Below are 13,405 nucleotides of genomic sequence, written 5' to 3' on the forward strand. Positions count from 1 at the left end.
TTTGTCTCCTTCTCGCTTGCATTTCTTTCTACACCTTTAATCATAATACAGAGAAACTGAAAATAAAATAGAAGCGGCGGATCTTTTTCCTTAAAGGAGTGAGCATATGCTACAAATTATAACTGTGCGAAGCGGTGATAACGTATATAAATTAGCACAGCAGTACGGAACAACCCCAGAAACAATTGTGAGAGATAATGGATTAAATCCAGCTCAAACACTCGTGATTGGGCAAGCATTAATCGTGAATACGGAAGGAAATACTTATTATGTACAGCCTGGCGATAGCTTATATAAAATTGCCTTAACCTACAATGTCCCTGTCGCCAGCTTAGCAAAAGTGAATCATTTATCATTAAAATCCGCACTCCAAGTCGGACAGCAGCTATATGTACCAAAAGGAACAAAAAAAATCATTGAATCCATTGCCTATTTACAGCCGTCCACAATTCCTATTAAAGAAAGCTTAGTTACTTCCACCAAAGCTATCAATCCATATTTAACTTACTTAGCCTACTTTAGCTTTGAGGCAAAGCGTGACGGAACGCTAAAAGAACCTACACAAATATCTGAAATCGTCACAATTGCAAAACAAGGGCAAACGATTCCGATGCTCGTTATTACAAACCTTGAAAATGGAAGTTTTAGCCCTGAATTAACAAGCATTATTTTACGCAATGAGACAATTCAAAATACGCTCATTACAAATATTTTACAAACAGCACAAAAATATGGAATGCGTGACATTCATTTTGATTTTGAGAACCTTGCACCAGGAGACCGCGAAGCATATAATCAATTTTTACGCAAAGTAAAAACACGTCTACCAAGAGGATATACGCTAAGTACAACTCTCCCCCCAAAAACAAGTTCAACTCAAAAAGGTGCAGCTGCAGCTCAGGACTATAAGACACAAGGTGAAATTGTTGATTTCGTTGTCATTATGACATACGACTGGGGATGGCAAGGTGGACCGCCTCTTGCAGTTTCTCCAATTGGTCCTGTCAAACAAGTCATTCAATATGCAAAATCACAAATGCCGCCGCGTAAAATTATGATGGGACAAAACTTATACGGATTTGATTGGATTCTTCCATTCAAAGAGGGAAATCCTCCTGCAAAAGCACTTAGTTCTGTTGCTGCTGTTGCACTTGCTCGGAAATATAATGTGCCCATTCAATACGATTTCACTTCCCAAGCTCCGCATTTCAATTATTACGATGAAAACGGAGTGAAACATGAAGTATGGTTTGAAGATGCTAGGTCTGTTCAAAGTAAGTTTAATTTAATAAAAGAACAAGGAATTCGCGGTATCAGTTATTGGAAAATCGGCTTACCATTCCCGCAAAATTGGCGTCTCCTTACTGAAAACTTTTCCATTACAAAAAAAGGCTGACAATTGTCAGCCTTCTCTTATTTATTACGATATGCAGCTTCCTCTTTAATTTCTTTTCGCATTCCTTCAATACTTTCCATGCGGCGCTCATTTTTCGCTTCGATTTCTGCGCGATCTTTCGCATTAGAAAACTCCGCAGCTTCCCTTGCTTCGTTCATATTTTCAATTGTGTTATATACTGCCTCTTGCAATTTCTCAACGTTATCACTACGATCATCTGGATTTGCTTTGTTTTGTTCTGGCATGCTTTCTTCCTCCTTTATTGAAAATACATACAACATTAGTTTGTAAAAAATATCTTTAATTATGTATGCAAAAAAAGAAGGAGAATGCTTCCATTCTCCCTCTCTTTAACCGTTATCAACAATCGGTTGTTTCCCTGATTTGTCTTGCATTTGTTTTCCTTTATTACCGCCAGCTGCTCTCGATTGCATTCCAATCTGGTTTGGAGCAAAATCTTGTGGATGTTTCTTTGGATTACCCATAATATCGCCTCCTTACAACTAGTATTATACTAGCTATAAGAATTATTCAGCCTGCTTGAAAATACGCGTTTCAAATCGCTTCTCTAATTTTTCTTCAATCCGTTCAATTGCATCACGATCATTAAGTAGCTGCCGCTTATTTTCCATCACAAGTTCTTCAAACGTTCTCCGTCGATTTCTTCTCATACTGTTCACCCTTTCTCTTTCGTGTTACTAGTATGAACAGTTAAAAAACTCCCTAATCAGATTTATGTGAAAATTTTATTTTTAGCATAATTAATCCATTTAACCACAATATAAACTGAAGTATTGTAAACAACCTTTGCACTTATCTTGCTATTCATAGGCAATAAAGTGCAACTTCCATCAGTAGGAATCTTACCGCTCGTTCATGCAGGATAAAGTTTTAAAAAACAAAGAAAACAAAGAAAACAAGTGTGGGATGCCCACACTTGCAGAAGTTTCATTTTATGAACGCTGCAAAGTCTTCATTCCCTCCTCATACGCGGCAAGAATGAGTACTTCAAAAGCAACCAAATCCTCAGGCTGATCAATCATAATTCTTGTAACACCTAATTCACTTTTTGTAGCAGGTTCACATATAACAGTTGGATACACAGCTACTATTTCCTCTTGCTCTTTATTCGTTAATACGTATTTTTTTCTTCCCTTTAGTTTGATTCTTACAAATGAATAAAGGGCTTTGATATCCAAATAATTCCCGACACAAGCATGGCGAATAACTGTTGTGTCTTTGTTATGCATTTCCAATATTTCTTTTATGATTTCAAAGGCTCTTTCTTCTTCCTTTGTTAAACCTTGAGAAATCACCTTCTTTTCTTTTCCATTCTTCTCTTCTACACATTTTTGATATACGGCAGCGCAAGTGAAACAATCATCTAATGCATTATGAGAGCGTACTTGAATATGTAAAAATCGTTTCAATGTTTCTAATTTATGATTTGGTACATGTTTTATATATCGTTTTGCTAAACTAAGTGTATCCAGCACTATATTTTTTGGTGTGCCGAGTCCTAATTGTTCCATATTACTCTTTAAAAACCTCATATCAAAAGAAGCATTATGAGCAATAATCGTATCTTCTCCAATAAATGCAATAAATTCGGGTAAAACTATATCAATTGTCGGAGCACTTGCAACATCAAAATTCCGAATACCTGTCAACATTGTAATACGGCTCGGAATCATCTTCTCTGGATTCACATACGAAACAAATTGATCGGTACATATATGATTTCGATACCGAATCGCAGCCATTTGAATAATATTATCTTGATAAGGGTTAAATCCTGTTGTTTCAAAATCAATTACAACATAATCACCTGTGAAATTCCCCATAATCTTCTCCTTAGCTTTTTATTTATATTATAACTTAACGTAATGAAAGAAGCTCAATTAGCCTTTAAATAGAAAATAGGAATGGCACATATACCATTCCTATTTTCATCTTTTATTCCGCTATTCGCGGGCAGTTATCCCCCCACGCGGATGGAAGTTTCACTTTATTTTAATTTCGCGACTCTTTTCTCCATTTCCTTCACCGTCATTGGTCCGATAAATTTATCCTGGATAACTCCTTTTGTATCAATAAAATATGAAGTTGGAATTGTAATAACTTTATAAGTAGTCGTTACTTTTATATCTGTATCAAGAAGAATCGGAAAAGTAAGCCCTTTCTCTTGTGCAAATTTTTGGACCTTCGCTTTTCCTTCAGCCCCTTCTGACGCTGTATAATTCACCGCCAATACTTCTACATCTTTCTGATACTTATCATAAAATGCCTGTACATCCGGCATTTCTTGCTGACATGGACCACACCACGTTGCCCAAAAATTCACAATAACTTTCTTACCTTTTAAATCAGAAAGCTTCACCTTTGTACCATCAAGCTTGGACAATTCAAAATCAGGCGCTATTTTTCCAATTTCAATGCCATTTTGTGCAATTGCTTCTTTTACATTCTCTGTACTTTGCTTTTGATTGTCTGTTACTTGTGCTTTCTCTTTTCCAAACTGCTCATATATTGCATAACCAGCTAAACATACTAACACAACAACAATAGATATTTTCCGCCACATATGCACCATTCCTTATATTTTATCTTTATCCCCAAGATCCTCACTGATGAAAGTTTTACTTTATTTTAGCTTATACGGACAAAGATGGAAATATTCTCTATGGAAAGAAAAGCATATTTTTATCAAAATACATAAATTCCCTATTTATTCATTGTATAAATGAGAAAAGCTTAAGTTTACAACCCTCATAATAAGAGAAAACAGATATTTTCTAGTGCAATTTTATGAAAAAACATCGTATTTCATTACATACGGAGACTTATTTCCAAAGCAATATCATACAAATTAATAAATGATATCTTTCATACGCAGCATGACAAAATTCCATGTGAAATACAATTAGTATAAACAAGACATTAGTGATCTTTTTGTTTGTTATCACTACTGTTCATTTATTTGTACTTAAACGTATATAGTCTAATATATTCAAAAAGTAGGAGGAATGAACCCTATGGAGGAGCAAACGATTGCTAAAGAATTACGATTAATAAGAATATGTCTCGTTATACTCATCATCGTTATATTATTTTCAAGCGGACTCAAAGTAATTAAGACTTCTTCAAGCCATCAAAACGTTCCACCTACAAATAACGAATTATATGACAAAGACAATATGACACAAATTAGAGAGAATACATTCGTTGTTAGAAACACTGATCCTAGCAGCGGCGGTTACAATACAGTCAAAATCTTTACATACAATCCAAAAACAAACAAAATAACCCAAGTAAAAGAATTCAACCTTGAAAACTCCTCCATATATGTATATCAATTAAATCGAAGTAAATAGAAGTATACAAAAAGGGGGTCGAGTAATGATCTCTTTTTTATATAGGTGTAAATCTAAGATAGAAAAATACAAGTTACGACCCACTTACATCCTTCCCGATGAAATGAGCAGCTGATAAAATAAAAACAACAGATAACGTCCAGCCAATAATCCCTGAATAAGGAAGGATACCTTTTAATAAGAAACTACTTAGTGCCGCACAGCTGCTTAGCAATAAACAACTTACACCAATTTTTCTGTTTGTCGACATACCGCTTTCTCCCCCTCCGTTTATAAAATTATGTACTTGCTCCCAATCTATCAAAAACAGATTCGTTTTAGCCTAATTCATTAAAAATCTTTCCTAACTTTGACTTTGTCCAATACCAGGCAAATCAATCATATGCACTTGGTAAGAATCTTTTACAGAATCAGCTATATGCAATCCTATATCACCTGACCAACCTGTTCCTGGCAAAAAGATAATTGGCTGACCATTTCCTACAACCCTTACAAAATGTTCATGCATCCTAATTTTCTCCCTTAGCAGTTCTATATTACAAATTATACAATATATTACCATAAATGAGCGAATATTCATTTTATTCTTTCGTATTTACTCATATTTCAATACATGATTAGAGCAGGAAAGATTATCCCATCTATCGAATACATTTTTTGTAAAATGAGAGTCGCTTTCAAGAAACATGTACAAATTACTTCAAACCATGATGTTCATTAAAGCAATAGCAATCGTTAGATGCGTGACATATACCCAAAAGGAGTGATTACTATTTCAGAAATCACACAAATACTGATTATTTGGGCTGGATTCTTCGCTCTTATATTTCTCGTAATAAGAACTGTAAGAGTTTTACAGTATCGCAGCTGGAGAACATTTATAACCGTACATTTCGGAAAAGATTTTATTATTACTATAAATATATGGATTATCTTACTTTGGATTTTTCACGCAAACTTTCCAGGCCAATTTACTTACATATTAGATTTCTACTACAGAGACTCCATTCTATTTATAGCTCTGGAATCATTGTTTATCGGAATGATTTGCGGAGCAGCTATTTACTTCTTTACTAAAAATAAATACGGCAGTATTCTTTTAAGCGTACCATTTAGTGCATTGTATCTTTTTGTTATGTATGATCACTCATTTCACATCTTCTTAATGGTTATTGAAATAAGTACGCAATATCTTTTCATCAATTGGATTGAAAAGATATACAAATAAGTACATTAAGCTTGAGGATTCCTATAATATGAGAGACTATGGAGATGATGAACATAGAAAATAATAGTATGATGATCCAAGTTTTACTCACTTGCTATTGGAGGGATTTCCCTAATGGTTGATAATATTCAACAACTCATTCAAGAGCATAGACAATTTTTCCATAATGATTATACAAGAAGTCTTCAATTCTGTCTTGAAAAGTTAGAAAAATTAAAGAATTCTATTCAAAAATATGAGAACCAATTGCTGAGCGCATTATATCAAGATTTACACAAAAGCGAGTTTGAAGCATATGCTGCAGAAATTGGTTTCGCATTTAACAGTATCAACTTTATTATGAAATACCTAAAACAGTGGATGAAACCTCAAAAAGTAAAAACACCTATTCATTTTGTACCTTCCAAAAGTTACATAATAAAAGAGCCATATGGTACAGTGCTAATTATTGGACCTTTTAATTATCCATTCCAATCATTAATGGAACCTCTTATTAGGGCAATTGCGGCAGGAAATTGTGTAGTCCTCAAACCTTCAGAAAATGCACCAAATGTTTCAGCTGTAATTAACAAAATAATAAGTGAAACGTTTGATAAGCAATATATTCGTGTAATTGAAGGAGATAGAGAAACAACTTCTTTATTGATTCATGCGCCATTTGACTATATCTTTTTTACTGGCAGCGTTCAAGTTGGAAAAATTGTCATGGAAGCTGCGGCAAAAAATCTTGTACCAGTAACATTAGAACTTGGTGGAAAAGGACCAGCTATTGTCGATGAAACAGCTAACCTCGATATAGCAGCCAAACGTATTATCTGGGGAAAATTCATAAATGCTGGGCAATCCTGTATTGCACCTGATTATGTTATTGCACACAAATCTATCAAGGAAAAACTGATTTCAAAAATGAAAGAAATCATCACAAGCTTTTATGGATCAGATGTATCAAAAAGCAATGATTATGGTCGAATTGTCAATGAGAGACAATTCGATAGACTTATTTCTATATTAGAACAAGATCAAAATTATATAATATTTAGTGGGAATTCATCTAGAAGTCATTTATATATTCAACCAACACTTCTTGAAGTAAAATCATGGGATAATGCAGCTATGAAAGAAGAAATTTTCGGACCGATTTTACCGATTATGGAGTACAATGATTTAGATGCGGTCATTCATATGGTTAATAATCATCCCAAACCGTTAGCCTTGTATGTGTTTACTGAAAATAAAAACGTTGAAAAACAGGTATTAGGACGAATTTCTTTTGGGGGAGGATGCGTCAATGATACAATGTCACATATGGCTAATCTCCACTTGCCTTTTGGTGGAGTAGGAAATGCAGGGTTCGGTGCTTATCATGGAAAACATAGTTTTGATACTTTTACACATCGTAAAAGCATTTTAAAGAAAAGCTCAAAGATAGATTTAGAGCTTGTATTTCCACCGTATAAGAACAAAATTAAAATTTTGCGGAAGATTTTTAAATAATTAAGAAAGAAATTGTTTACTGAACATGGGGTATGGAAACCAAAAGTAAAATAGGAGTGGGATACATAATTTAACTATTGCCATTATTATTTATGAAACCTGTCCCCACATTCTTAATACTAAAAAGGCATCCACTGAGAAACAGCAGATGCCTTTTGTGGTTTTAGCGTATTCGACTTTTTATGTAGGTTTTTAATGACTTCCTCATGGTATTATTGGATTATATAAAAGTATTGGCACTCAAAAATCAATAATAAAGTTGTTTAATTCTTATTGAACTAAAGCACCCGTTACTCTATTTAGTTAGATAAGTTATTTATTAGAAAGATTGTCAATCACTTGAATAGCTAGTTTCAACGCTTTTATTCTTCTTTCTAAAAGCGTTCTTTGGGGACTACCAGCCTTTGACTTAACATAAATGTTCTCAATTGATGGAAGCAAACCAGTAAGAACATTGCGAGCTTCTGTTAAATCTTCCTGGGTGTAATGATGGGGTCTTTGATTCCAAACGTTTTCTAGCATTGCTAAGCCGATGCAAACAGCTTTGAGTCGTTTCTTTACTAAGGTAGTATTTGCGCCTTTCTGAGTCATCTGTGACAAGGCATTTTCGAGTTTACTGATTGTCGATTGTAAAGATTTTATTGACTCTAATTTATCTACATTTGATATGTCTTCCATGTTAGTACTGTCCCTTCTTCGTTTCTGAATTATTTTGCTTGATAAAATCGTTAAGAACCTGATTTCACTCGCAATATTTTAACATAAATAACCAACACTCTTTGAGCGAGATTCTCAACAAACTGGCCCAATTGTTGAACACAAGTTAACTAACACTCTTCAACTAACCTGTCAGTTAGTCCAATAGGAATTAAACAACTTTTTGTCACTTAACATAATGTTCCTTATTTCACTAACGCACCATCTCAAATTGCTATTTTTTCCACAATTAGTTATTCAAGAATTTGTCCCGATACATAAAGAATAAGCACGATTCATGCTACAGAATTGCGCCCGAGTGCGGAAGTTACTTTTTTAGGAGGAATTGTTTCCCCCCTTAAGCTCATCGAAATATACCGGTCTACAAACCCAAATTCTAAATATAATTTCCAATCACACCTCATGAACTGACTTAGGTTCTCCAATCAGCTAGTTTTCTTTACCTGCTTCGTGAAAGTTGCTCTCCAGGAATCTCCTGTAATTTTTCAGTATGAACGAACATATTCACTGCTGGCATTTGTACTTGATTCTCATGGAATATAGACATTAGTTCAAACCTTACTTGCCTGGAGGTTTCAAAGTACTCCTCAGGTTTAACCAAACCTACAATACAAAATTCATACCCAACATATTTAAGATTTGGATTTAAGTCTGTAACACCAACATATTGAAATGATTCAACAGCCTCGTCCCCTATCCTATATAGGCTTTGTTCCAATTTTTCATTGCAGACAACACATACTTTTTCTAACAATTCCTTTATTCTTGTAGGATCTTCCTGATAACTTACCGTAATCCGTTCAAGAACCCGCATCCAGCCTTTGTTAAAATTTTGTATCGTTCTAATCTCTCCATGTGGGATGGTAAGGAGTTTTCCCGACCATTCACGAATTTGCATAAAGCGAATACCGATTTCCTCAATGGTACCTGAACTTATTCCGTTAAAAGTAACAAAATCACCGACACGAAACTCTTTGTCCGTTAATCTTGCGAACCCTAATATAACATCTTTTAGCATCTGTTGTGCAGCAAAACCGATGACAACTCCGGCAATCCCTGCACCTGTAAGAATACCTTTTATATCTACAAATTGACTAATTAGATAAAAAGCAAGACTGATTAAAATTCCGTACCTTAAAATTGAGCGAATTACACTTTGAATCGTCTGTTCTACTTCTTCATCAAAAAAGCTTGACTTCCTAAAGAACCAATCAATAATACGGTTTATGACAAAGGAAAAAGCCATGAGAACCAAAGCAAATAGTATAAATCTTAAAAGTAAAAACTCCCTTACATAATTAAAAAATTCCTCAGTAACAGTCAATAAATTCATCCATCCACTTCCTTAACTATGTATTTTGATTTTTATTCACAGTTCATTTTCAACAATATGAACCTTTAACGAAACAAATTTTTGTCACTCAACAGTTCCTTAATCGATCTTTTAATTCCAGATGTTCTTTTCTTTTTACTATAAATATACCCCTTTAGATTATCTAAAGGGGTATAAAGGTGCAATTTTTTATAAACGGTACGACTTTATTTCAAATCCACATAAGTAATATTTACTCGTGGTAAATATCTAATTAAATCTATTCGTAACAAGGAATCAACAAAAAACGAGGACACTTCATTTAAACAAAGTCCTCGTTTTTTTGTTCACTATAATACTTATTTGATAATACGTAACCTCTGCTGTCTTACTTGTGTTTCAAGATCAGCTAAATATGTTCTTGAAATATGTTTCCTACTTCAATTGCGAATTTTTCATGATGTTGCTTCCCAACCACCATTGTTATAGTGAACATAGCCCACTCATAACCCATTAATGATTCGTATATGATAAAACAAGTTTTCCAATCCATATAAAAATAATTAGCCAAATACTAATAATAAGAAATCCTGTTATCCAATTCTTAGGTTTATTCATAGATGATTGTCCTTCTATTTTCCTTTTACAATCCTCTAATACTTCTTCAGGAATAAGCTTTAACGCCAAGTAAACGCCTAAAGGAACAAGAATGAGATCGTCAAGATACCCTAAGATTGGAATGAAATCCGGAATTAAGTCAATAGGGCTGAAAGCATAGGCAACAACAAATATTGTAAATAACTTAGCATACCAAGGGACTCTTTCATCTCGATATGCCAAATACAGCACAAAAAGTTGTTTCTTTAAGTTTTTAGCCCATTTTTTCATTTTCTGTATAGTTGATAGCCCTTTTTCTGTTTGTACTCGTTTATTCTGACTCAAAATATCTCCTCTTCATTTCATTTTTTTATAGTTTTCTATTCTGCAAAAAGGAATAATATTAGAGGTTACCTTCTTCCTCCCAATCTGTTTTCAAAATGGCATAAACTAAAGCATCATTTGATTGCTCCCTTGATAAATGTAGCCTCTCAATAATCCTTCTTTCTGAAAACCTATTTTCAATAATAAATGAGATGATGCCTCATTTTCAGGATAGGTAATAGCTCCAATACGAAACAAATCTAACTCTTGAAAACCATATTCTAAAACTGCTTTAACAGCGTCAAATGCATACCCTTTTCTCCAAAAAGAAGGATGAATATCGTAACCAATTTCAGCTCGTTTACTCCAAAGTTGCAGATTATTAAATCCTACTGTACCGACAAAATCACCCGTTTCCTTCACAACGATTCCCCAGCGAATCGCACGCTTTTCTTGAAAATTTTTCGCAAAAGAATCAATCATTCTAGCTGCCTGTTCTATCTCTTTAAAACAATTCATGCCATAGTAACGCGTTACCTCTTCAAGTGAAAAGATATCATATATATTTTGGCTATATGATTGGTTTATCTCAACTAAACTTAGACGGTCGGTTTCTAGAACTGGGAATGTCATTGAAATTCTCCTTTATTCTGTTTTTCATTTATTATATCAAAACCCTTTTTATTTGCATGATAATTCAAGTAATAACAAAACGTATCCTCTAAAAACAATTAATAAGAAAACGAAAGGAATATATATTGGTATAGTGGAATGTATTATTAAAAAAGAACGTACGTTAATATAACCACAGAGAATGTAATACAATGAGTCTAAAAATGTGACCTCAAAGACCTTTTATAAATAATACGGATACAGTTAATAAGGATAAAAAAGGAATCTATTTGTTATGCAGAGGTGATTATAGTTGTGAAAAATCGTATCAGTAATTATACTGGAGGAATTTCGTCTGTAGGTATTTTTTCGCTTTCGATAATTTTCCTTTATCTTAACCCTTATACTGCGGAACCACCCAATCAACAAACTATTTTTAGTGTTTTCATTATGCTATTACTTCCTTCTTGTTTAGCATTGGTTGCATTAATAATGATGAGAAGGCTAACTTTAATGAGTATTTTTTTCACATGGCTGTTACCGGCTACTATCTATTTAGGCATTGCTGCAATTCCAAGTATTTGGAATTTATATATTATTCTTCTAATCATCTACCTTATTTCTATCTTTTTAGTAAAAGCTGATAAGTAAAAATCCTTACCAATACGATGTATTATTTCAATAGTATATAGGTAACGGTAATGAACTACGGGGGGGATCTTCCTTAAGTTTTAAAGTAAAAGCAAATTAAACATAAAATAAAAATTGCATTGGAGAAATCCGCTGCAATTTTATTACGTTTTGGAGTTATTGCAAATACAAAGCCATCATAACATTATCTGCATATTGTCCGTTCTCAAATTTAATCTGTTTTTTCTCTCTACCTTCTTCTTTGAAACCTATTTTTTCATAAACGTTTATCGCCCGTTCATTTGTTGATATAACACCTAAACAAATTTTTTCTATGCCATCTTGAGTTTTTGTCCAATCTATTAATTGTAAAAGCATTTTTGTTCCTACACCTTGATTACGATAATTATCTAAAATCCCTACTCCAAATGAGCCGGTGTGATTTAAGCGCTTCATTGAGTTTCTTGTAAACACTAAAAAACCAATAATACGCTCACCGTCTTCTGCAACAAATGTTACACCGCCTTGTTGACTATTTGTAATGGTTTTCTGTTTCTGCATTTCAATATCTACATGAAATTCTTCACTTGTAGCAAGAAAAAATTTATTTTGAGAGATAATACTTTTGCGAATATGTAAAATGCCTTCTGCGTCTTTTTCTGTTGCCTCTCTTATGAACAATCCAACCCCCTCTTTCTTATTTCTATTTCTCCTTAATTTTAGCTCCCTTCGCAACACTGTACGTTTGCATTCTTTATTTCCTGTAAATTCGACAGTAAGTTCACTGACTCCCGTTAAAAAGAAAACGCGGCATAAAAAGAGTCAAATTGTATACATAGTTAATTCAAGAATCATTATTTTGATTCTTTCACTTTCACAGGCATACTTCCAATCACATTCGCTCCATTTTTTAAAGTTACTTTTACATCCCCTGCTTCTTTAAACGTATAAGGAGACACTTCATAAATTTCTTTTATTTTAAATTTCTGATTCAAGTCTTGTATAGATCTAGCCGTAAGCAAAGACATTTTAGGTTCCCAAACTTCTTCTTTTCCAGATGGATACGTAATGAACATTCGAACATCTGCTGGGTGAATATCTTTCCAAAGTACTATATACATTTGCGTTTCTTGCCCTTTTTTAATCAATGTATCCGAATAATACCCTAACTCTCCAACGTTTCCAAAAATAGTATGTTTCTCATTGTTTACTGTAATATCAATAAACGGGAGTTTGTATGTCATTTTATGATATATCCCGTAAGCTATACAAAAAATAGAAATAATCGTAAGTCCTAGAAGAAATTTTTCCAGTTGTTTCCCTTGAAAACTTACCATCATAACCGAGTTTGGAGCGAATTTTTCTGCTAATAAAAAGACAAGGATCACAATTAAAATTCCAATCCCAATAAGAATATACATACAATTCCCTCCCGCTTGATATATGTAAATTTCACCCCTTATAACGCTCTTTCACATCGCTCCATCGTTTTCCTTCCTTACTGCCATAAAAATTTTGAAAGTGAAGCAACTCACTCTTCTACAGCGATTCAATATTACTTACAAGATGTTTTCTGTGAAATAATATATATATGAGGAATCTTATGAAATTAGAAAAGAACAGGCCGTTTATTTTTGAAGAGGATAAACATAATAATTTTTAATCCATTAAAAAATGGAGCCATAATACATACAGCTCCATTTTCCATATATCACTATTCA

Annotated in this window: 16 protein-coding genes and 1 pseudogene; 4 read left to right on the forward strand and 13 right to left on the reverse strand. The window is 33.5% G+C overall.

The window, feature by feature from the left end; translation table 11 throughout:
* Nucleotides 1-106: 106 nt before the first annotated feature.
* The gene (locus AB1284_RS12595) at nucleotides 107-1,396 is read left to right on the forward strand and encodes a LysM peptidoglycan-binding domain-containing protein (protein WP_429748966.1); all 1,290 of its coding nucleotides are present in this window, start codon (nucleotides 107-109) and stop codon (nucleotides 1,394-1,396) included.
* A 17-nt stretch (nucleotides 1,397-1,413) separates the two neighbouring features.
* On the opposite strand, the gene tlp is transcribed toward AB1284_RS12595, so the two are convergent.
* From tlp to AB1284_RS12620, 5 genes are all read right to left on the reverse strand, one after another.
* On the reverse strand, nucleotides 1,414-1,641 hold the full coding sequence (gene tlp, locus AB1284_RS12600; RefSeq protein ID WP_429748964.1) for a small acid-soluble spore protein Tlp: 228 nt from the start codon (nucleotides 1,639-1,641) through the stop codon (nucleotides 1,414-1,416).
* Between the two features lie 105 nt (nucleotides 1,642-1,746).
* On the reverse strand, nucleotides 1,747-1,881 hold the full coding sequence (locus tag AB1284_RS12605) for an acid-soluble spore protein N (protein WP_429748962.1): 135 nt from the start codon (nucleotides 1,879-1,881) through the stop codon (nucleotides 1,747-1,749).
* 42 nt (nucleotides 1,882-1,923) lie between these two features.
* Nucleotides 1,924-2,067: an FbpB family small basic protein gene (locus AB1284_RS12610; protein ID WP_098309921.1), complete on the reverse strand. Its 144-nt coding sequence runs from the start codon at nucleotides 2,065-2,067 to the stop codon at nucleotides 1,924-1,926.
* Between the two features lie 282 nt (nucleotides 2,068-2,349).
* On the reverse strand, nucleotides 2,350-3,240 hold the full coding sequence (locus AB1284_RS12615; protein WP_429748960.1) for a 3'-5' exonuclease: 891 nt from the start codon (nucleotides 3,238-3,240) through the stop codon (nucleotides 2,350-2,352).
* Nucleotides 3,241-3,404: 164 nt separating this feature from the next.
* On the reverse strand, nucleotides 3,405-3,980 hold the full coding sequence (locus tag AB1284_RS12620; RefSeq protein WP_429748958.1) for a TlpA family protein disulfide reductase: 576 nt from the start codon (nucleotides 3,978-3,980) through the stop codon (nucleotides 3,405-3,407).
* A gap of 451 nt (nucleotides 3,981-4,431) precedes the next feature.
* Here AB1284_RS12620 and AB1284_RS12625 point away from each other — a divergent pair, with 451 nt between their 5' ends.
* The gene (locus tag AB1284_RS12625; protein WP_429748956.1) at nucleotides 4,432-4,770 is read left to right on the forward strand and encodes a YmzC family protein; all 339 of its coding nucleotides are present in this window, start codon (nucleotides 4,432-4,434) and stop codon (nucleotides 4,768-4,770) included.
* Nucleotides 4,771-4,843: 73 nt separating this feature from the next.
* On the opposite strand, the gene AB1284_RS12630 is transcribed toward AB1284_RS12625, so the two are convergent.
* Complete coding sequence (locus AB1284_RS12630) at nucleotides 4,844-5,020, reverse strand: hypothetical protein (RefSeq protein WP_429748955.1); 177 nt, start codon at nucleotides 5,018-5,020, stop codon at nucleotides 4,844-4,846.
* A 93-nt stretch (nucleotides 5,021-5,113) separates the two neighbouring features.
* A complete protein-coding gene (locus tag AB1284_RS12635) occupies nucleotides 5,114-5,278 on the reverse strand; it encodes an alpha/beta fold hydrolase (RefSeq protein WP_429748953.1) in 165 nt (54 codons plus the stop codon).
* Nucleotides 5,279-6,112: 834 nt separating this feature from the next.
* Between AB1284_RS12635 and AB1284_RS12640 the strand changes: the two genes are divergently transcribed.
* Nucleotides 6,113-7,492 (forward strand): aldehyde dehydrogenase, encoded by a 1,380-nt coding sequence (locus AB1284_RS12640; RefSeq protein WP_429748951.1) that lies wholly within the window; start codon nucleotides 6,113-6,115, stop codon nucleotides 7,490-7,492.
* A gap of 312 nt (nucleotides 7,493-7,804) precedes the next feature.
* Here AB1284_RS12640 and AB1284_RS12645 read toward each other — a convergent pair whose 3' ends face one another.
* The 4 genes and pseudogenes from AB1284_RS12645 to AB1284_RS12660 all read right to left on the reverse strand — a co-directional run bounded on the left by AB1284_RS12645 (nucleotide 7,805) and on the right by AB1284_RS12660 (nucleotide 11,075).
* Nucleotides 7,805-8,170 (reverse strand): hypothetical protein, encoded by a 366-nt coding sequence (locus AB1284_RS12645; RefSeq protein WP_429748949.1) that lies wholly within the window; start codon nucleotides 8,168-8,170, stop codon nucleotides 7,805-7,807.
* A 478-nt stretch (nucleotides 8,171-8,648) separates the two neighbouring features.
* The gene (locus AB1284_RS12650; protein WP_429748947.1) at nucleotides 8,649-9,542 is read right to left on the reverse strand and encodes a mechanosensitive ion channel family protein; all 894 of its coding nucleotides are present in this window, start codon (nucleotides 9,540-9,542) and stop codon (nucleotides 8,649-8,651) included.
* 492 nt (nucleotides 9,543-10,034) lie between these two features.
* A complete protein-coding gene (locus AB1284_RS12655) occupies nucleotides 10,035-10,463 on the reverse strand; it encodes a YkvA family protein (RefSeq protein WP_429748946.1) in 429 nt (142 codons plus the stop codon).
* Between the two features lie 58 nt (nucleotides 10,464-10,521).
* Nucleotides 10,522-11,075, reverse strand: a pseudogene (locus AB1284_RS12660) (GNAT family N-acetyltransferase).
* A 294-nt stretch (nucleotides 11,076-11,369) separates the two neighbouring features.
* On the opposite strand from AB1284_RS12660, the gene AB1284_RS12665 reads away from it, so the two are divergent.
* On the forward strand, nucleotides 11,370-11,705 hold the full coding sequence (locus AB1284_RS12665) for a hypothetical protein (RefSeq protein ID WP_429748944.1): 336 nt from the start codon (nucleotides 11,370-11,372) through the stop codon (nucleotides 11,703-11,705).
* 156 nt (nucleotides 11,706-11,861) lie between these two features.
* Here AB1284_RS12665 and AB1284_RS12670 read toward each other — a convergent pair whose 3' ends face one another.
* Both AB1284_RS12670 and AB1284_RS12675 read right to left on the reverse strand, forming a co-directional pair.
* Nucleotides 11,862-12,365 carry an N-acetyltransferase family protein gene (locus tag AB1284_RS12670; protein WP_429748942.1) on the reverse strand — a complete coding sequence of 168 codons (504 nt, stop codon included), beginning with the start codon at nucleotides 12,363-12,365 and terminating at the stop codon, nucleotides 11,862-11,864.
* 173 nt (nucleotides 12,366-12,538) lie between these two features.
* Nucleotides 12,539-13,105: a hypothetical protein gene (locus tag AB1284_RS12675; protein ID WP_429748940.1), complete on the reverse strand. Its 567-nt coding sequence runs from the start codon at nucleotides 13,103-13,105 to the stop codon at nucleotides 12,539-12,541.
* Nucleotides 13,106-13,405 lie beyond the last annotated feature (300 nt).

The sequence above is a fragment of the Bacillus sp. S2(2024) genome, from assembly GCF_050474045.1.
Classification (GTDB): domain Bacteria; phylum Bacillota; class Bacilli; order Bacillales; family Bacillaceae_G; genus Bacillus_A; species Bacillus_A yunxiaonensis.

Bases quoted from the DNA above. Each gene is read 5' to 3' on its own strand.
- AB1284_RS12595 (WP_429748966.1), top strand. From the start codon at position 107: ATGCTACAAATTATAACTGTGCGAAGCGGTGATAACGTATATAAATTA.
- tlp (WP_429748964.1), bottom strand. From the start codon at position 1,641: ATGCCAGAACAAAACAAAGCAAATCCAGATGATCGTAGTGATAACGTT.
- AB1284_RS12605 (WP_429748962.1), bottom strand. From the start codon at position 1,881: ATGGGTAATCCAAAGAAACATCCACAAGATTTTGCTCCAAACCAGATT.
- AB1284_RS12610 (WP_098309921.1), bottom strand. From the start codon at position 2,067: ATGAGAAGAAATCGACGGAGAACGTTTGAAGAACTTGTGATGGAAAAT.
- AB1284_RS12615 (WP_429748960.1), bottom strand. From the start codon at position 3,240: ATGGGGAATTTCACAGGTGATTATGTTGTAATTGATTTTGAAACAACA.
- AB1284_RS12620 (WP_429748958.1), bottom strand. From the start codon at position 3,980: ATGTGGCGGAAAATATCTATTGTTGTTGTGTTAGTATGTTTAGCTGGT.
- AB1284_RS12625 (WP_429748956.1), top strand. From the start codon at position 4,432: ATGGAGGAGCAAACGATTGCTAAAGAATTACGATTAATAAGAATATGT.
- AB1284_RS12630 (WP_429748955.1), bottom strand. From the start codon at position 5,020: ATGTCGACAAACAGAAAAATTGGTGTAAGTTGTTTATTGCTAAGCAGC.
- AB1284_RS12635 (WP_429748953.1), bottom strand. From the start codon at position 5,278: ATGCATGAACATTTTGTAAGGGTTGTAGGAAATGGTCAGCCAATTATC.
- AB1284_RS12640 (WP_429748951.1), top strand. From the start codon at position 6,113: ATGGTTGATAATATTCAACAACTCATTCAAGAGCATAGACAATTTTTC.
- AB1284_RS12645 (WP_429748949.1), bottom strand. From the start codon at position 8,170: ATGGAAGACATATCAAATGTAGATAAATTAGAGTCAATAAAATCTTTA.
- AB1284_RS12650 (WP_429748947.1), bottom strand. From the start codon at position 9,542: ATGAATTTATTGACTGTTACTGAGGAATTTTTTAATTATGTAAGGGAG.
- AB1284_RS12675 (WP_429748940.1), bottom strand. From the start codon at position 13,105: ATGTATATTCTTATTGGGATTGGAATTTTAATTGTGATCCTTGTCTTT.